The following is a 16,736-nucleotide window of genomic DNA, read 5'->3' on the forward strand; positions in this document are numbered from 1 at the left end:
CCTTACAATCACGACGAATATGCCGCTTCGATCCTGAAACCTTTCGTGCGCGAGCAATGCACTTGGGTGGTGGAAAAGCATGGCGACTTCCAGCGGCTCTATTATGCCCATCATCTCGGCGGCAACCGCCACGCCCGCGACCGCTTTGCCGGCCATGCTTATTTCGACGATTGCGACCAGTTTTGCGAACGCTGGGACCAGCCCAGCTTCGACCCCGACTATGACACGCTGTCGATGGAATTCTTCCGGCCCTTCGTGCTCGAAGTCTTTGCCCGCAAGGCCTACGATCCCTCGGTGATCCGAGCCGGCGAGCGCGTGCCCCTCATCGATCCCGCAACCGCCGCGACAAGAACCGGAGCTTCAGCATGAGCATCATCAACAAGGCAGCCGCCATCGGTGGCGGTGTGATCGGCGCCGGCTGGGTGGCGCGCCTGCTGCTCAACGGCATCGACGTGTCGATCTTCGATCCCGATCCCGAGGCGTCGCGCAAGGTCGGCGAAGTGATGAAGGGCGCGCGCCGCGCCTACAAGCAGATGGTGCCCGGCGGCCTGCCGAAAGAGGGCAAGCTGACCTTCGCCAAGACCATCGCCGAAGCGGTCGCCGATGCCGATTTCATCCAGGAGAGCGTGCCGGAGCGGCTCGACCTGAAACACCGCGTGCTGGCCGAGATCGACGCTCACGCGCCGGCCAACGCGATTGTCGGCTCCTCGACTTCCGGTATCAAGCCGACCGACATGCAGGTGGCGATGAAGAAGCATCCGGAGCGGCTGGTCGTCGGCCATCCGTTCAACCCGGTCTATCTCCTGCCGCTGGTGGAGATCGTCGGTGGCGAGCAGACCTTCCCCGAGGCGATCGAGGTCGCCAAGGAGATGTATGCCTCGATCGGCATGAAGCCTGTCGTCATCCGCAAGGAGATCGAGGCCTTCGTCGGTGACCGCCTGCTCGAAGCGGCATGGCGCGAGGCGCTGTGGCTGATCAAGGACGGCATCTGCACGGTCGAGGAACTCGACGACATCATGCGCTACGGCTTCGGCCTGCGCTGGGCGCAGATGGGCATGTTCCAGGTCTATCGCGTCGCCGGCGGCGAGGCCGGCATGCGCCACTTCATGGCGCAGTTCGGGCCGTGCCTGAAATGGCCATGGACCAAGCTGATGGACGTGCCTGAGTTCAACGACGAACTGGTCGACCTGATCGCCACGCAGTCGGACGAACAGGCGCATGGGCTGTCGATCCGCGAGCTGGAAAAGATCCGCGACGACAATCTGGTCGCCATCATGGATGCGCTGTCGAAACAAAACAAAGGCAAGGGCTGGGGCGCCGGCGCGCTGCATAAGGACTATACCAGGCAGCTGGCCAAGCTGGCGGCGAAGAAGCCCATGGCCTCCAAGGCGGCCGAGAAGGCCAAAGCCTTGAAACCGGTCAAGAAAGCCGAAAAGCCGAAGAAAAAGACCGGCAAGAAGAAAGGCTGAGAGCATGGATTTCGGGCTGTCGGAGGAACAGAAGCTCATCGTCGAGACGACGCGCGCGTTCGTCGAGAACGAGCTTTACCCGCATGAGCGCGAGGTCGAGCGCACCGGCGTGCTGCGCCGCGACCTGATCGAGGAGATCAAGGTAAAGGCGATCGAGGCCGGGCTCTATGCCGCCAACATGCCGGCCGATGTCGGCGGAGCGGGCCTCGATACGGTGACCTGGCTGCTCTACGAGAAGGAACTCGGCCGCGCCAATTACGCGCTGCACTGGACCTGCGTGTCGCGCCCCTCCAACATCCTCCTGGCCGGCACGCCCGAGCAGCGCGAGAAATATCTGTTCCCCTGCATCCGTGGTGAGAAATGGGACTGCCTGGCCATGACCGAGCCGGGCGCCGGCTCCGATTTGCGTGGCATGAAGGCAACCGCCGTGCAGGACGGTGACGACTGGGTGCTGAACGGCACCAAGCATTTTATCTCCCACGCCGACCTCGCCGACTTTGCCATCGTTTTCATGGCCTCAGGCGAAGAGGATTCGCCGCGCGGCAAACGCAAGAAGATCACCGCCTTCTTCGTCGATAAGGGCACCAAAGGCTTCACCGTCCGTGACGGCTACCGCAACGTCTCGCATCGCGGCTACACCAACGCCATCCTCGAATTCGACGATTGCCGGCTTCCCGCCGCCCAGGTGTTGGGCGAAGTCCATAAGGGGTTCGACGTCGCCAATTCCTGGCTCGGCGCCACCCGGCTGCAGGTCGGCGCCACCTGCCTCGGCCGCGCCGAGCGTGCGCTTGGCCATGCCGTCGAATACGCCGCGCAACGCCAGCAGTTCGGCCAGCAGATCGGCAAGTTCCAGGGCGTATCGTTCAAGCTTGCCGACATGGCGACCGAACTCAAGGCCGCCGACCTGATGGTGTTCGAAGCCGGCTGGAAGTACGATCAGGGCACCGTCACCGACCAGGACATGGCCATGGCCAAGCTGAAGGCCACCGAAATGCTCGCATACGTTGCCGATGAAGCGATCCAGATCCATGGCGGCATGGGGCTGATGGACGATCTGCCGCTGGAGCGCATCTGGCGCGACGCGCGCGTCGAGCGCATCTGGGAAGGCACATCCGAGATCCAGCGCCACATCATTTCAAGGGCGCTGCTGCGCCCGTTCGGGGCATAACATATGCATAAACTGGAGCGTCTCCTGCGGCCTAAATCGATCGCCGTCTTCGGCGGTGCGCAGGCTGCAGCCGTCGTCGCGCAATCGATCAAGATGGGTTTTGCCGGCGAGATCTGGCCGGTGCATCCGACCAAGGACGAGGTTGCCGGTCGCAAGGCCTATCGTTCGGTGGCTGACCTGCCCGGCGCGCCGGATGCTGCCTTTGTCGGCGTCAACCGGCATTTGACCATCGAGGTGATCAAGGCGCTGGCCGAACGCGGCGCCGGCGGCGCCGTCTGCTTTGCCGCCGGCTTCCTCGAAACCGAGGCCTATGACGATGATGGCGAGCGGCTGCAGGCCGAGCTGGTCGCGGCGGCGGGCCAGATGCCGATCATCGGGCCGAATTGCTACGGCCTGATCAATTATGCCGACGGCGCGCTGCTGTGGCCCGACCAGCATGGCGGCATAAGACTGGCCGAGGGCGGCAAGGGCGTCGCCATCATCACCCAGTCCTCCAACATCGCCATCAACATGACCATGCAGAAGCGCGGCCTGCCGATCGCCTTCCTGATGACCGCCGGCAACCAGGCGCAGACCGGCCTGTCCGAAATGGCGCTCGGCCTGATCGAGGATGAGCGGGTCACGTCGCTCGGCCTGCACATCGAGGCCTTCGATTCGGTAGCCGGCTTCGAACGGCTGGCGGCACGAGCCCGCGAGCTGAAGAAGCCGATCATCGCCATGAAGGTCGGCCGTTCCGAACAGGCCAGGCAAGCGACTGTCTCGCATACCGCGTCGCTCGCCGGCTCGGACGCGGCCTCGGGTGCGTTCCTGCGGCGGCTCGGCATTGCGCGCGTCGATTCGATCCCTGCCTTCATCGAGGCGCTGAAGCTGCTGCACATCACCGGACCTTTGCCCGGCTATAGGCTGTCGTCGATGAGCTGCTCCGGCGGCGAGGCCTCCGTCATGGCCGACAGCGCCGAAGGCCGCTGGGTCAATTTCCCTGTGCTGACCGACAGCCACCGCGCCCATGTCAAATCGACGCTCGGGCCGCTGGTCGCGGTCGCCAATCCCTTGGACTATCACACCTTCATCTGGAACAACGAGCCGGCGATGACCGCCACCTTCACCGCCATGGTGTCGGGCGGTTTCGACCTCAACATGCTGGTGCTCGATTTTCCGCGACCCGACCGCTGCTCGGTCACCGACTGGTGGGCGACGTTGCGCGCTTTCGAATCGGCGCTCAAGACCAACAAGGCGCATGGTGCGATCGTCTCCTCGCTGCCGGAGAACCTGCCGGAGGAATACACCGCCGAACTGATGGCGCGCGGCATGGTGCCGTTGTTCGGCATTTCGGAAGCGATGGATGCAGCCGGCGCAGCAGCCTTCATCGGCTGGGCTTGGGCTGAACCGCAGGCGCAGCCGATCGACACGTCGGCCTCCGGCGCCTCTGGCGGGGACCACGTCACGCCCGACGAAGCCGAGGCGAAGTCACGGCTGATCAAAGCCGGCCTGCCGGTGCCGAAGGGCGAGCGCGCCGCCAATGCCGTCGAAGCGGTGATTTCGTCCATGGCGCTCGGCTTTCCCGTCGCGTTGAAGGCGCTCGGCGTCACCCACAAATCCGAAGTTGGCGCTGTCAGGCTCAATCTCAGGGATGCCGAATCCGTCAGCACCGCAGCGCATAACCTGTTGCCGCTCGGCACCGGGCTCTATGTCGAGCGCATGGTGCGCGACGGTGTTGCCGAACTCATCGTCGGCTTCACCCGCGATCCGATGTTCGGCGCGGTGATGACGCTCGGCACTGGTGGCGTGCTGGTCGAGCTGTTGCGCGACAGCGTCACGCTGATGCTGCCGGCGACCCGCGACGATATCGAGGCGGCGCTGCGCGGCCTGAAACTGTTCCCGTTGCTCGAAGGCTATCGCGGCCGGCCGAAGGCCGATGTCGCGGCTGCCATCGATGCTATCTCTGGCATTGCCGCCTTCGTGCAGCAGAATGCCGGTGAGATCGAAGAACTCGACATCAACCCGCTGATCGTCTGTGCAGAGGGCAAGGGCGCCTGGATCGCCGACGCGCTGCTGGTGCTGGGAGAGAACAAGAATGTCTGACGTCATTTCGACCCGCCGCGAGGGCACCATCCTCGAAGTCACCCTCGACCGGCCCAAGGCCAACGCCATCGACCTGAAGACCTCGCGGCTGATGGGCGAGACCTTCAAGGCGTTCCGAGACGATCCGGAATTGCGCGTCGCCATCGTCAAGACCGCTGGCGACAAGTTCTTCTGCGCGGGCTGGGACCTCAAAGCAGCTGCCGGCGGCGATGCGGTCGACGGCGACTATGGCGTCGGCGGCTTTGCCGGCCTGCAGGAGCTGCGCGACCTCAACAAGCCGATCATCGCGTGCGTCAACGGCATGGCGGTCGGCGGCGGCTTCGAGCTGGCGCTGTCCTGCGACCTCATCTACGCCTCCGATCATTCCTCCTTCGCGCTGCCCGAGATCCGAGCCGGCACGCTGGCCGACGCGGCGACGATCAAGCTGCCGAAGCGCATCCCCTACCATGTCGCCATGGACCTTCTGCTCACCGGCCGCTGGATGGATGTCGCTGAAGCGCATCGCTGGGGCTTGGTCAACGAAGTGCTGCCCAAGGAAAAGCTGGAAGATCGCGTCTGGGAGATCGCCCGGCTGCTCGCAGGCGGCCCACCGCTGGTGTTTGCCGCGATCAAGGAGACGGCGCGCGTGGCCGAGGCGCTGACCTTCCAGGACGCCATGAACAAGGTGACCCGCCGGCAATTGCCGACGGTCGATGCGCTCTATGGCTCCGAGGACAATATGGAGGGTTTTCGCGCTTTTGCGGAGAAGCGGGAGCCGGTGTGGAAGGGGAAGTGAGGATTGTTGCCGAAATGACGGCGCTTATCCCCCTCTGTCCTGCCGGACATCTCCCCCTCAAGGGGGGAGATTGGCAGCTTCGATCTCTGCACTCTTCTTGCGACGCCGAAGGTTGGCGAAAGCCTTCGCAACATCCGATCTCCCCCCTTGAGGGGGAGATGTCCGGCAGGACAGAGGGGGGCGCCCAGGCTCAGCCTTGGCCGCCTCTCCAGCACCCATGACCGACTACATCAAGCTCATCGACGCCGAGACCTGGGCCTTCATCGAGCGCACCAATTCCTATTACCCGCCCGATACGATCGACTACACGATCGTGCAGCAGCGCGAGATTTACGACCGCATGTGCCGGGAATTCTTTGCCGGCTACCCCGAGGGCGTCGCTGTCGAAACCTCCGCCATTGCAACGCCGACGCACGATATCCCGATCCGTATCTACCGAAGCCCACTTCAGGCAGGCGTGACGGTGCTCTATGTCCATGGCGGTGGCTTCATCCTTGGTGGGCTGGACAGCCATGACGATGTTTGCGCGGAGCTGTGCTCGCGCACAGGCTATGAGGTGGTCTCCGTAGATTACCGGCTGGCGCCGGAACATTTGCATCCAGCCGCCTTTGACGATGCCATGAGCGCCTTCGAATGGGCCGCCGCCAATCGCGATCATCCTATCGTGCTCTGCGGCGACAGCGCCGGCGGCAATCTCTGCGCCGCCGTCAGTCACGCCACGCGCGGCCATTCGAAAAGGCCGGTCGGCCAGGTGCTGATCTATCCCGGCCTCGGCGGAAACCGCTCGAAAGGCTCCTATGTCAAGCACGCCGAAGCGCCGATGCTGACCGTGCGCGATCTCGAATTCTACAAGCACATTCGCACTGGAGGGCAAGACCGTAGCGGCGATGCGACGCTGGCCCCGCTTGCCGACACCGATTTCTCCAACTTGCCGGAGACAGTGCTGATCACCGCCGAATGCGACCCGCTGTCATCGGATGGCGAGACCTATCGCGACCTGATCATCACGGCAGGTGGCCACGCGACGTGGTTCGAGGAGCCGGGATTGGTGCACGGCTATCTCAGAGCCCGGCACACGGTTGGCCGCGCCCGCACCAGCTTCACCCGGATCGTCGGTGCGGTGACCGCGCTTGGACAGGGCGACTGGCGCTGGTGATCGCGGCCAAACTCTGAGGACCAAGTGACGCCCCTTCACGCCACCGAGGCAGCCGCTGCCCGGCCGGCGCTGCGGCCGGAAAAGATGCAGCCGCCGAGGAAGGTGCCTTCGAGCGCCGCATAGCCATGCACGCCGCCGCCGCCGAAACCGGCGGCTTCGCCGACGGCATAGAGCCCGGCTACCGGCTGGCCATCTGCCCCCAGCACGCGGCTGTCGAGATCGGTCTGCAGGCCGCCCAGCGTCTTGCGGGTCAGGATGTTAAGCCGCACCGCGATCAGCGGGCCATTTGCCGGATCGAGCATCTTGTGCGGCTTGGCCGTGCGGATCAGCCGGTCGCCGAGATAGGCGCGCGCGCCGCGCAGAGCGGTGATCTGCATATCCTTGGAGAACAGGTTGTCGAGCTGCCTATCGCGGGCGTGGATCTCGCGCTCGACTTGAGCCACCTCAAGCAGCGCCTCGCCGCCGGCCAGCGCGTTCATGCGCGCGACCAGCGCCGGCAAATCGGCCTCGACGATGAAGTCCTCGCCCTTTTCCATGAACGCCTTGACGGGGCCCGGAATGCCCGATGTGGCGCGGCCGAGCACCTGGCGCCAGCTCTTGCCGGTCAGATCGGGGTTCTGCTCGGAGCCCGACAGCGCGAACTCCTTCTGGATGATCTTCTTGGTCAGGATGAACCAGGAGTAGTCGAAGCCGGTGCTCATGATGTGGGAGAGCGTGCCCAGAGTGTCGAAGCCGGGATAGAGCGGCACCGGCAGGCGCTTGCCGCGCGCATCGAGCCACAGCGATGATGGGCCGGGCAGGATGCGTATCGCATGGTCGGTCCAGATCGGCGCCCAGTTCTTGATGCCCTCGACATAGTGCCACATGCGGTCGCGGTTGATGATCGAGCCGCCGGCCCGTTCCGTGATCGCCAGCATGCGGCCGTCGACGTGGTCGGGCACGCCGGTGATCATGCGCTTGGGCGCCGCGCCCAGCCGCTGCGGCCAGTTTTCCCGTACAAGCTGATGGTTGGCGCCGATGCCGCCGGAAGCGACGATCACGGCTTGCGCGCGAAGCTCGAAATCTCCTGATATTTCGCGCGAACTCTTGTGGCCGCGCTCGGCGGTGCTCGGTTGCAGGATGTCGCCGCGCACCCCGTCGACAGTCGCACCCGTGCGGGTCAATTCATCGACCCGATGGCGGAATTTGAAACTGATCAGTCCGCGCTTCTGCGCCTCGCGCACGCGCTGTACGAAAGGTTCGAGAACGCCGGGGCCCGTGCCCCAGGTGATGTGGAAGCGCGGCACCGAATTGCCGTGGCCGATGGCATTGCCGCCGCCTCGCTCGGCCCAGCCGACCACGGGAAAGAATTTCAGGCCGCGCTGTATCAGCCAGGAGCGTTTTTCGCCGGCGGCAAAGCCGACATAGGCTTCCGCCCATTTGCGCGGCCAGAAATCCTCGGGCCGATCGAAAGCCGCGGTGCCCAGCCAGTCTTCCAGCGCCAGGTCATGCGAATCGCGGATGCGCATGCGCCGCTGCTCGGGCGAATCGACGAGGAAAAGGCCGCCGAACGACCAGAATGCCTGGCCGCCGAGCGACTGCTCCGGCTCCTGGTCGACGATGATGATTTTCTTGCCGGCCTCGGCAAGCTCGGCGGCGGCAACCAGCCCTGCAAGGCCGGCGCCGACAATGATCACGTCCGCATCGTCAGCCATTTTTCCTCCCAGAATTAGCCGGCTATTTCAATGCAAGGAATTCAGACGGTCTCCCAGCCTTCTTTGCCGCCGGCGCGGAAGATGGCGTCGATGACTTTCTGGTTGAGCACCGATTCCTCCAGCGTGAAGACGCGCTCCTTGCCGCCCTGTGCTGCACGCGCGAAGGTCTCGACCTCCAGCCGGTACTGCTGCGTGCCGGGAAAGCGGAAAACCTGCGCCTCGGTGTGGTTCTGGTTGTGCAGTTCGACGCGGTGGTGGTCGTAGAGCCCGGCATTGAAAGGCGAGAACAACTCGATGAAACCCTTCTCGCCGTGGAACACCATCACCTGGCGCGCCGCCATCTGCGTCGACAGATAGAACGACAGCTCGAAGTCACCGAAATCGGCACGGATCGAGGAGTAGATGTCGGTGCCGAATGTCTTGTCGCGCTCGATCGTCGCCTGCACGCGCAGCGGCTCCTTGCCGGTGGAAAAGCGCGTCGACACGGTCGGGTAAACGCCGATGTCGGGCAGCGCGCCGCCGCCGAGGTCGAGCTGGTTGCGCATGTTGCTGGGGTCGACGTTGTAGTAGGAGAACGCGCCCTGCACATGGCGCAGCCGGCCGATGGCGCCGCTGGCGATGAGCTCGCGCACCTTGATCCATTGCGGGTGGTAGATGACCATGAAGGCTTCGCAGACCAGCACCTTTTTCTGGTCGCGCAGCTTGATCAGCGGCAGGATGTCCTTGGCGTCGAGCGCCAGCGGCTTTTCGACCAGCACATGCTTGCCGGCTTCGATGGCCTTGGCCGACCACTCGACATGCTGCGAGGTCGGCAGCGGGATGTAGACGCCGTCTACTTCTTTCGAGGCGAGCAGTTCCTCATAGGAGCCGAAGGCATGGCGTGCACCGAAGCGGTCGGCCAGCGCCTTGGCCTTCGACAGGTCGCGGCTGGCGATCGCCGACAGCACGCCATTCTCCGCCTCGACCATCGCCGGCAACAAATGCTCGCGGCCGATCTTGGCCGTCGACAACACACCCCATCGGAACATCAGGTTTCTCCATCACGATTACAGGCGACGAGGTTTGCCCGAAATCGCCGGAAAAGCCAATGACGAGGTCAGCCCCTTTTGCCGGTCAGCGTCATGTCGAAGTCGACGATGTTGGAATAGATCGGCGTGCCGACATCCATGCCGTAGCGCGACCTCAGCACCTTGCCGGTGACATGGAATTTGATCATGCCGGCCTTGAGACCGCCGAGCTCGGCCGTGAATTTTTCCGGGAACGTCTTGCCGCGCGCCGTCAGCCGGCCGCTGACGAGAGCCGTGGTGTCGCTGGTTCGGGTCACGCTGGTAGAGCGGAACTGGATTTCCGGGCTGTTGGCGGCATCAAACACCGCGTCGGAGCGCAGGAAGGCATCGATACGGCCCTGGCCGGTGCCGACGCTTTCGGGAAAAATGGTGAAATTGACAGCTGAGCGCCCGACATCGCTGTTGTCGATGCGGATCGAGCCCTTGAAGCGGGCGAAGGTGCCATTGAGGCCGCCGCCGCCGACCTTGCCGATGGAGAAGCGGATGCTGGAGCTGGCCGGGCTGATCGAATAGCTGCCGGCGGCGTCACCCAGCGCGACGGCCGCAGAAACAGGCATGGCAAGGCAAGCGGCGACCGCCGCAAATCCGAGGATGCGCGTGTACATGGGGATGTTCCTTGTTGGAGGCAGCGCATTTCTTGCGCGCCCTCACTCCATGAACGAATGAACCGCTCGCTCTATTCCGAATCTGACGAAGGCGTGACCATGCGTGTGAGCACGCCATCCCTGAGCTGGAAATGATGCCGCAGCGCCGCCGCGACGTGGAGAGTCACAAGCGTCATGCCGGCATAGGCGAGATACCAATGTGCCGCCGCCCAGAAGCTCTCGGCACCATCCGATTCGGCCAACGGCAGGTTGGGCATGACGAACAGGTTGAACGGCAGGCTGGGGATCTCCAGCATCGAGACCGACACCAGCGCCCAGCCGGACAAGGGCAAGGCAAGCTGAAACGCGTAGAGCGCAAGATGGGCCAACGGTGCTGCCCGACGCTCCAGGGTTCCGACCGAGCGCGGCAGCGCCGGCGTTGCATTGCCAAGGCGCCAGGCGATGCGCAGCAACACAAGCCCGAGCAGCAGGAAGCCGAAAGATTTGTGCAGTTGGATCAGCTCGAAGGCGGTGCGCTGGCTGGTCAACCGCACCATGACGAAGCCGAGCCCGAACTGGCCGATGAAAATGAGCGCAATCAGCCAGTGGAGAAGGATCGCGCCCCAGCCATAGCGGGTGGCGCTGTTGGTGATCGATGTTTGCATGGGGAGTGAACGAATGTTGGTTCGGCTTTCTTCCAGCGCGCTTCACCCTCCCCCTTGTGGGGAGGGTCGCGCAGCAAATGCCGCGAAGCGGATTTTGCGAAGCGGGGTGGGGGTCTCGTAGGGCGCTACCCACCCCGTCCCTCAGCCGACCTACCGGGGCGAGCCGCCGATCTCGCCCGTCCTTCGGACTCCCATCAGGGCCCTCCGGAGGGTGATGAAAGGCGCGAGTTCGCCGAGCCTGGCTCCCTTCCTCTCCCTCCGGAGGGCCACAAGGGGAGGGGCGAGCCCGCTCTATCCACTCACCTTGAAGAAATCGACAAACGCCCGGAGCGCCGGGCGCATCTGCCGGCGGCTCGGATAGTAGACGAAGAAGCCGTCGAAGGAGGGGCACCAGTCCTCCAGCACACGGATCAGCCTGCCGTCGGCGAGCGGCGCGCGGACATAATCCTCAAAGACGAAGGCGAGCCCAGCGCCGTCGACCGCCGCCTGGGCGATCAAATGGTCCTCGTCGAGGATCAGCGGTCCCTCCACCGCCATCTCGATCGCCTCGCGGCCTCTCTCGAACTCCCAGCGGTAGAGGATGCCGCTGGAGAAGCGGAAGCGGATGCAGCGGTGGTCAGCCAGGTCGCGCGGGTGACGCGGCTTGGGGTTGACCTCGAAATAGACCGGGGCGCCGACCACCGCGCCGCGAAGGTCCGGCCCGATGCGCACCGCGATCATGTCGCGCTGCAGGCTCTCGCCTAGCCTGACGCCAGCATCGAAGCCCCCTTCCACCACGTCGGTGAAACGGTCCTCGATGACGATCTCCAGCACGATATCGGGATAGGCCGACGCAAAGGCGCCCAGCCGTGGCGTCAGCGCCAAATGGGCTGCGGTGCGCGGCACGGTCAGGCGCAGATTGCCGGCCGGCCGGTCGCGTGTCTCGATTGCCGTCTCCAGCGCCAGATCGATCTCCGACAGCGCCGGTCGCAGCCGTTCCAGCAACTGCGCACCTTCTTCGGTCGGCGCGACGCTGCGTGTGCTGCGCGCCAGCAGCCGAACGCCAAGCCGCGCCTCTAGGCTGGACACCGCATGGCTGACCGCCGAAGGCGCGATGGCCAATTCCCTGGCCGCGCCGCGAAAGCTGCCGCATTGGGCAACGGTTGCCAGCACGGCCAGTTGGGAAAGATGCGCGCGATTCATTGATCTATCTTTTAGAACAGCCCGTGCAAATGAGAGCCGATTATCGAACACAAGGCAAGGCGCTATTTCTGCCGCATCGCAACAAGGAGACGCGTTATGCAAACCCGCAAGCTAGGAACTGAATTGAACGTCTATCCCGTCGGCCTCGGCTGCATGGGCATGAGCTTCGCCTATGGCGGCCAGGCGGAAGCCGACGCAATCGCCACGCTGCACCGCGCCATCGATATCGGCGTCAATTTCTTCGACACGGCGGAGGTCTATGGCCCGTTCGAGAACGAGATCCTGCTCGGCAAAGCGCTGAAGTCCGCGCGTGACAAGGTGACGATCGCGACAAAATTCGGCTTCAGGATTTTGGAGGAAGGTACAGGCCTCGACCGCATGGCCGGCGTCGACAGCCGCCCCGAGCACGTCAAGGCGGTCGCCGAGGCGTCGCTGAAGCGGCTCGGCACGGATGTGATCGACCTCTACTACCAGCACCGTGTCGACCCCAACGTGCCGATCGAGGACACGGTCGGTGCCATGGCCGAGCTGGTGCGCGAGGGCAAGGTGCGCGCGCTCGGCCTGTCGGAGGCGAGTGCGGCGACCATCCGCCGGGCCCATGCCGTGCATCCAATTGCCGCCGTGCAGAGCGAATATTCGCTGTGGAGCCGCGACCCGGAAGACGAGGTGTTCGCCGTCTGCCGCGAGCTCGGCATCGGTTTTGTTCCCTACAGCCCGCTCGGCCGGGGCTTGCTGACCGGCACGATCGCCAAGCCAGAGGCCTTGAGCGATGACGACTGGCGCCGCGGCCTGCCGCGCTTCCAGGCCGATGCCATGGCCGCCAACGCCGCTGTCATCGCGACGCTGGAAAAGCTGGCAGCTGAAAAGGGGGTAACTTCGGCCCAACTGGCGCTGGCCTGGGTGCTGCACCAGGGCGATTTCATCGTGCCGATCCCCGGCGCAAGAAGGATACGCCATCTGGAGCAGAATGCGGCGGCTGCCGGGATCGCGCTGAGCGCGGTCGAGGTGCAGGCGATTGGTGACGCGCTGTCGCCCGACAAGGTGGTCGGTAGGCGCTATGCGGAGAAGGAGCTGACGCTGGTGAATGGTTGAAAACTGGTGAGTAATCGGAAGGGGCGCCGCGCGCCCCTTTTTCGTACGCAGCGCGGTGCAGAAGATGGGGACGCTGACGTGAAGCGCCCCCCTCTGCCCTGCCGACATTTTTACCAAGGCTCGACACTAATCTCCGGCCAGTTCTCCCTTGCACGCTTACCCTTCGCCTCATGCGTGCGCTGATTGTCCATCACCCGGTTCGGCGTGATGCGAAACGAGAAAATGTCGTCAAGACCAAACGGTGCCACGATCTCGAGCTGCCCGTCAGCGTCGTATCGAACCCCGACGGCGTGCGTCTTCGAGGCAAAATGGCTGACGGATTCGCTGGCGCTCGAATAGCGCGGGCACGGCCGTCCGAACTTCTGCGGATACCACAGATGCACCCGCGCCTGGTTGCGCACCTCGACCGGCAACGCCAGCCCCTCGAAATGCTTCTCCGCCCGGCGGATCACCGCGTCCTCGGCCTCATAGGACAGGTCGCTGTCATCGAAGTAGAAAAGATCAACATCCCTGATGCCGTAGCCCGACGGTTTGCCGGTCAGGTGGTTCCAGATGCTGTTGTAGAGAGCGCCGGATACCACCAGCCAGTCCGGCAGGTCGAGCGTGCGAGCCCGCGCCACCGCGTCGCATAACAGCGGGTCGGCAGACACGATGGCGAGAAACGCCGCGCGCTGTTCTTCAAGGGGAAGGCCGGAATACCGCAGATGGTCCATCGCCCTTTGGAGGGCGATTCGCCATCTGCTCGCAAGTTTTTTAGCCCCGCAGAACGCCCCCGGTCTGCTTGCCGACATTCTCGATGATGCGCTTGGCCAGTGCCTCGAAATCCTCGTCGGTGAGCGTCTTTTCGACCGGCTGGATCGACACTTCGATGGCAATCGATTTTTTGCCCTCGCCCAGCGAAGCGCCTTCGAAAATATCGAAGACCGAGACGGCGGTGATGAGCTTCTTGTCGGCGGCGAGCGCTGCGCGCACCAGCGTGCCGGCCTCGACCGACTTGTCGACGACGAAAGCGAAATCGCGCTTGACCGCCTGGAAGGGCGACAGTTCCAGTTTCGGCTTGGTTTTCGTCGGCTTGGCCTTCGGTTCAGGCACGCCATCGACGAAGACCTCGAAGCCGCACAGCGGGCCGGAAACATCGAGGCCCTCCAGCGTCTTCGGATGGAATTCACCGAAAGTGCCGAGTACGGTTTTCGGGCCGAGCTTGATCGTGCCGGAACGGCCGGGATGATACCAGGCCGGGCCGCGGGCCTCGATCTGCAGCCGGTCGACAGGCGCACCGCAGGCTTCAAGTGCGGCGATCGCATCGGCCTTGGCGTCGAACACGCCGACTGGACCGGAATTGCCGGCCCAGTTGCGGCCGGAACCGTCGAGCTTGGCGGTGCCGCGGCGCACGCCGGCGGCGACGCGCCGCTGCTGGTCGGCGCCGTCGCCCTCATAGGTACCCGACACTTCGAACAGCGCCACGTCGCCAATACCCTTGTCGGCATTGCGCTGGGCAGCCGCGATCAGCCCCGGCAGCAGCGAGGGCCGCATGTCGGACATATCGGCGGCGATCGGGTTGGCAAGCTTCAGCGCGGTCTGGCCGCCGCCGAACAGCTCGGCATGCTTGGCCGGAATGAACGACCAGGTAACGGCTTCCATCATGCCGCGCACGGCAAGCGCGCGCTTGGCCGTGCGGGTACGGACCTGCAGCGTGGTGAGGATCTTTGCATTGACCGCGTCATGCGCACCGAGCGGCTGCGGCGCGATGTTGTCGACACCGTGGATGCGCATGACCTCCTCGACCAGGTCTGCCTTGCCATCGACGTCGGGGCGCCAGGACGGCACGGCGACATCGACGACATCGCCCGAGCCCTCCGGCTTGAAGCCGAGGCGCGACAGGATGTCGAGGCTTTCCGCGCTGGGAACCTCGATGCCGGTCAGCCGCTTCACTTCCGAAAGCGGGAAGGAAACGATCTTCGGCGTGTGACCGGCATAACCGACGACCTCCATTTCGGTCGGCGTGCCGCCGCAGAAATCGAGCACCAGTTTCGTCGCCAGTTCGACGCCCGGAACCATGAATTCGGGGTCGACGCCGCGCTCGAAACGGTAGCGCGCGTCGGTAATGATGCCGAGCGTGCGGCCGGTGCGCGCCGTGGTGATCGGATCCCAAAGGGCGGATTCGATCAGCACATCTGAGGTGTTCTCGTCGCAGCCCGAATGCTCGCCGCCCATGACGCCGGCGATCGACTCGACGCCGTTGTCATCTGCGATGACGCACATTTCCGGCGTCAGCGTGTATTCGCGGCCGTCGAGCGCCTGCACCTTTTCACCATCGCGCGCGCGGCGCACGACGAGATTGCCGGCAACCTTGCTGGCGTCGAACACATGCAGCGGGCGGCCGCGGTCGAAGGTGACGTAGTTGGTGATGTCGACCAGTGCGCTGATGGGTCTCAGCCCAATGGCGATCAGCCGCTGCTGCAGCCATTTTGGCGAGGGTCCATTCTTGACGCCCTTGACCAAGTTGAGCGCGAAGCCGGGGCAAAGCTCCGGCGCTTCGATCGTCACCTTGATCGGACACATGCCATTGCCGACATGCGGCATGATGGCGCCGCCGACGAGGCGGCCAAGCCCGCTCGCCGCCAGATCCCTGGCGATGCCGTAGACGCTGGTGGCATCCGGCCGGTTCGGCGTCAAGTTGATCTCGATGACCGGATCGTCGATGTGCGCATAGGCGGCGAAGCTGGTGCCGACCGGCGCATCCTCAGGCAGGTCGATGATGCCATTGTGTTCGTCGGACAGCTCCAGCTCGCGCTCGGAACACATCATGCCGTGGCTTTCGACGCCCCTGATCTTGCCGACCGTCAGCGTTACGTCGATGCCGGGCACATAGGTGCCGGGCGCGGCAAAGGCGCCGATCAGGCCCGCGCGAGCGTTTGGCGCGCCGCAAACGACCTGCACCGGAGGCTTGCCGTCGCCGGTGTCGACGGTCAGCACGCGCAGCCGGTCGGCATCGGGATGCTGAACCGCCGTCAGCACCCTGGCGATGACGAATGGTTTCAGGCTCGACTTGTCGTCGACATGCTCGACTTCGAGACCGATCGAAGTCAGCCGCTCGACGATCTCGTCGAGCGTGGCGTCGGTCTCGAGGTGGTCCTTGAGCCAGGAGAGGGTGAATTTCATGGGACTGTTCCGTCTGGTCTTTTGACGCTTGATTTCAGATGTCTCGGCAGGTCGTCGGACATATGCAGGAAGGCAAGCTGCTCGCCGATATAGGCATGCAGCGTCGGCTGGAAATCGGCCGGCATGTCCATGGCGCCGAGCATGAAGTAGATGTCTTCTTCCAGCCGCTCGTCGACATAGGCGATGGGTGAGCCGCAGGTGCCGCAGAAAGAGCGCGTCACCGGGCCGTTCTCATACATCTTCAGCGCCTTGCCGGTGAACGCGACCTGATCGACCAGGAAGCCGACAAAGGCCGACACCGGCGCGCCGCTGGCCCGCCGGCAATCGCCGCAATGGCAGTAGCTGACGTGATGCGGTTCGGCAGAGGCCTCGAACCGCACGGCGCCGCAGCGGCAGCCGCCGGCATAGGGCGCTGTCATGCGCTCAGGCCTCCGAACAAAGTCGGCATGTCGAGCGGCCGGAAGCCGTAGTGCGACAGCCAGCGCACGTCTGCATCGAAGAAGGCGCGCAGGTCCGGCATGCCGTATTTCAGCATGGCGATGCGGTCTATGCCCATGCCCCAGGCAAAGCCCTGATATTCGTCCGGATCGAGACCGCCATGGCGCAGCACATTGGGATGCACCATGCCGCAGCCGAGGAT

14 protein-coding genes and 2 pseudogenes are annotated in these 16,736 nt (G+C 64.4%); 7 read left to right on the top strand and 9 right to left on the bottom strand.

Going from position 1 to position 16,736, the window contains the following annotated elements; translation table 11 throughout:
- The 6 genes and pseudogenes from ENZ74_RS04525 to ENZ74_RS04555 all read left to right on the top strand — a co-directional run.
- Positions 1 to 369 (top strand): annotated as a pseudogene (locus ENZ74_RS04525) (HD domain-containing protein); the annotation flags it as partial.
- Positions 366 to 1,469, top strand: a complete 1,104-nt coding sequence (locus ENZ74_RS04530; RefSeq protein WP_024501970.1) for a carnitine 3-dehydrogenase — start codon at positions 366 to 368, stop codon at positions 1,467 to 1,469. The pseudogene ENZ74_RS04525 and the gene ENZ74_RS04530, both read left to right, overlap by 4 nt.
- Positions 1,470 to 1,473: 4 nt before the next feature.
- Positions 1,474 to 2,637 carry an acyl-CoA dehydrogenase gene (locus ENZ74_RS04535; RefSeq protein ID WP_063169798.1) on the top strand — a complete coding sequence of 388 codons (1,164 nt, stop codon included), beginning with the start codon at positions 1,474 to 1,476 and terminating at the stop codon, positions 2,635 to 2,637.
- 3 nt (positions 2,638 to 2,640) lie between these two features.
- On the top strand, positions 2,641 to 4,719 hold the full coding sequence (locus tag ENZ74_RS04540; RefSeq protein WP_063169797.1) for an acetate--CoA ligase family protein: 2,079 nt from the start codon (positions 2,641 to 2,643) through the stop codon (positions 4,717 to 4,719).
- Entirely contained in the window at positions 4,712 to 5,494 is a 783-nt protein-coding gene (locus ENZ74_RS04545) for a carnitinyl-CoA dehydratase (RefSeq protein WP_013528298.1), read from the top strand. Before ENZ74_RS04540 ends, ENZ74_RS04545 begins: the two co-directional genes overlap by 8 nt.
- 217 nt (positions 5,495 to 5,711) lie before the next feature.
- Positions 5,712 to 6,650: an alpha/beta hydrolase gene (locus tag ENZ74_RS04555; protein ID WP_063169796.1), complete on the top strand. Its 939-nt coding sequence runs from the start codon at positions 5,712 to 5,714 to the stop codon at positions 6,648 to 6,650.
- A gap of 35 nt (positions 6,651 to 6,685) precedes the next feature.
- Here the strand turns inward: ENZ74_RS04555 and ENZ74_RS04560 are convergent, their stop codons facing one another.
- The 5 genes from ENZ74_RS04560 to ENZ74_RS04580 form a co-directional block, all read right to left on the bottom strand.
- Positions 6,686 to 8,344, bottom strand: a complete 1,659-nt coding sequence (locus ENZ74_RS04560; protein ID WP_063169795.1) for an FAD-binding dehydrogenase — start codon at positions 8,342 to 8,344, stop codon at positions 6,686 to 6,688.
- A gap of 41 nt (positions 8,345 to 8,385) precedes the next feature.
- Positions 8,386 to 9,372, bottom strand: a complete 987-nt coding sequence (locus ENZ74_RS04565; RefSeq protein ID WP_063169794.1) for a Gfo/Idh/MocA family oxidoreductase — start codon at positions 9,370 to 9,372, stop codon at positions 8,386 to 8,388.
- Positions 9,373 to 9,440: 68 nt separating this feature from the next.
- Complete coding sequence (locus ENZ74_RS04570; protein ID WP_013528302.1) at positions 9,441 to 10,016, bottom strand: YceI family protein; 576 nt, start codon at positions 10,014 to 10,016, stop codon at positions 9,441 to 9,443.
- 71 nt (positions 10,017 to 10,087) lie between these two features.
- Entirely contained in the window at positions 10,088 to 10,660 is a 573-nt protein-coding gene (locus ENZ74_RS04575) for a cytochrome b (RefSeq protein ID WP_063169793.1), read from the bottom strand.
- Between the two features lie 291 nt (positions 10,661 to 10,951).
- Positions 10,952 to 11,842, bottom strand: a complete 891-nt coding sequence (locus ENZ74_RS04580; protein WP_013528304.1) for a LysR family transcriptional regulator — start codon at positions 11,840 to 11,842, stop codon at positions 10,952 to 10,954.
- A gap of 96 nt (positions 11,843 to 11,938) precedes the next feature.
- Here ENZ74_RS04580 and ENZ74_RS04585 point away from each other — a divergent pair, with 96 nt between their 5' ends.
- The gene (locus ENZ74_RS04585) at positions 11,939 to 12,934 is read left to right on the top strand and encodes an aldo/keto reductase (protein WP_063169792.1); all 996 of its coding nucleotides are present in this window, start codon (positions 11,939 to 11,941) and stop codon (positions 12,932 to 12,934) included.
- Between the two features lie 110 nt (positions 12,935 to 13,044).
- Here the strand turns inward: ENZ74_RS04585 and ENZ74_RS04590 are convergent, their stop codons facing one another.
- The 4 genes and pseudogenes from ENZ74_RS04590 to ENZ74_RS04605 all read right to left on the bottom strand — a co-directional run.
- Complete coding sequence (locus ENZ74_RS04590) at positions 13,045 to 13,647, bottom strand: nucleotidyltransferase family protein (RefSeq protein WP_063169791.1); 603 nt, start codon at positions 13,645 to 13,647, stop codon at positions 13,045 to 13,047.
- A 40-nt stretch (positions 13,648 to 13,687) separates the two neighbouring features.
- Positions 13,688 to 16,096 (bottom strand): phenylalanine--tRNA ligase subunit beta, encoded by a 2,409-nt coding sequence (gene pheT / locus ENZ74_RS04595; protein WP_063169790.1) that lies wholly within the window; start codon positions 16,094 to 16,096, stop codon positions 13,688 to 13,690.
- Positions 16,093 to 16,515, bottom strand: a complete 423-nt coding sequence (locus ENZ74_RS04600; RefSeq protein WP_013528308.1) for a GFA family protein — start codon at positions 16,513 to 16,515, stop codon at positions 16,093 to 16,095. The genes pheT and ENZ74_RS04600 overlap by 4 nt, the downstream gene beginning before the upstream one ends.
- Positions 16,512 to 16,736, bottom strand: a pseudogene (locus ENZ74_RS04605) (phenylalanine--tRNA ligase subunit alpha); the annotation flags it as partial. The pseudogene ENZ74_RS04605 and the gene ENZ74_RS04600, both read right to left, overlap by 4 nt.

Origin of the sequence: Mesorhizobium sp. M7A.F.Ca.CA.002.15.2.1 (assembly GCF_003998715.1) — a bacterium.
Classification (GTDB): domain Bacteria; phylum Pseudomonadota; class Alphaproteobacteria; order Rhizobiales; family Rhizobiaceae; genus Mesorhizobium; species Mesorhizobium ciceri.

Bases quoted from the DNA above. Each gene is read 5' to 3' on its own strand.
- ENZ74_RS04570 (WP_013528302.1), bottom strand. From the start codon at position 10,016: ATGTACACGCGCATCCTCGGATTTGCGGCGGTCGCCGCTTGCCTTGCC.
- ENZ74_RS04590 (WP_063169791.1), bottom strand. From the start codon at position 13,647: ATGGACCATCTGCGGTATTCCGGCCTTCCCCTTGAAGAACAGCGCGCG.
- ENZ74_RS04565 (WP_063169794.1), bottom strand. From the start codon at position 9,372: ATGTTCCGATGGGGTGTGTTGTCGACGGCCAAGATCGGCCGCGAGCAT.
- ENZ74_RS04560 (WP_063169795.1), bottom strand. From the start codon at position 8,344: ATGGCTGACGATGCGGACGTGATCATTGTCGGCGCCGGCCTTGCAGGG.
- ENZ74_RS04530 (WP_024501970.1), top strand. From the start codon at position 366: ATGAGCATCATCAACAAGGCAGCCGCCATCGGTGGCGGTGTGATCGGC.
- ENZ74_RS04540 (WP_063169797.1), top strand. From the start codon at position 2,641: ATGCATAAACTGGAGCGTCTCCTGCGGCCTAAATCGATCGCCGTCTTC.
- ENZ74_RS04580 (WP_013528304.1), bottom strand. From the start codon at position 11,842: ATGAATCGCGCGCATCTTTCCCAACTGGCCGTGCTGGCAACCGTTGCC.
- ENZ74_RS04535 (WP_063169798.1), top strand. From the start codon at position 1,474: ATGGATTTCGGGCTGTCGGAGGAACAGAAGCTCATCGTCGAGACGACG.
- ENZ74_RS04555 (WP_063169796.1), top strand. From the start codon at position 5,712: ATGACCGACTACATCAAGCTCATCGACGCCGAGACCTGGGCCTTCATC.
- ENZ74_RS04600 (WP_013528308.1), bottom strand. From the start codon at position 16,515: ATGACAGCGCCCTATGCCGGCGGCTGCCGCTGCGGCGCCGTGCGGTTC.
- ENZ74_RS04575 (WP_063169793.1), bottom strand. From the start codon at position 10,660: ATGCAAACATCGATCACCAACAGCGCCACCCGCTATGGCTGGGGCGCG.
- ENZ74_RS04585 (WP_063169792.1), top strand. From the start codon at position 11,939: ATGCAAACCCGCAAGCTAGGAACTGAATTGAACGTCTATCCCGTCGGC.
- ENZ74_RS04545 (WP_013528298.1), top strand. From the start codon at position 4,712: ATGTCTGACGTCATTTCGACCCGCCGCGAGGGCACCATCCTCGAAGTC.
- pheT (WP_063169790.1), bottom strand. From the start codon at position 16,096: ATGAAATTCACCCTCTCCTGGCTCAAGGACCACCTCGAGACCGACGCC.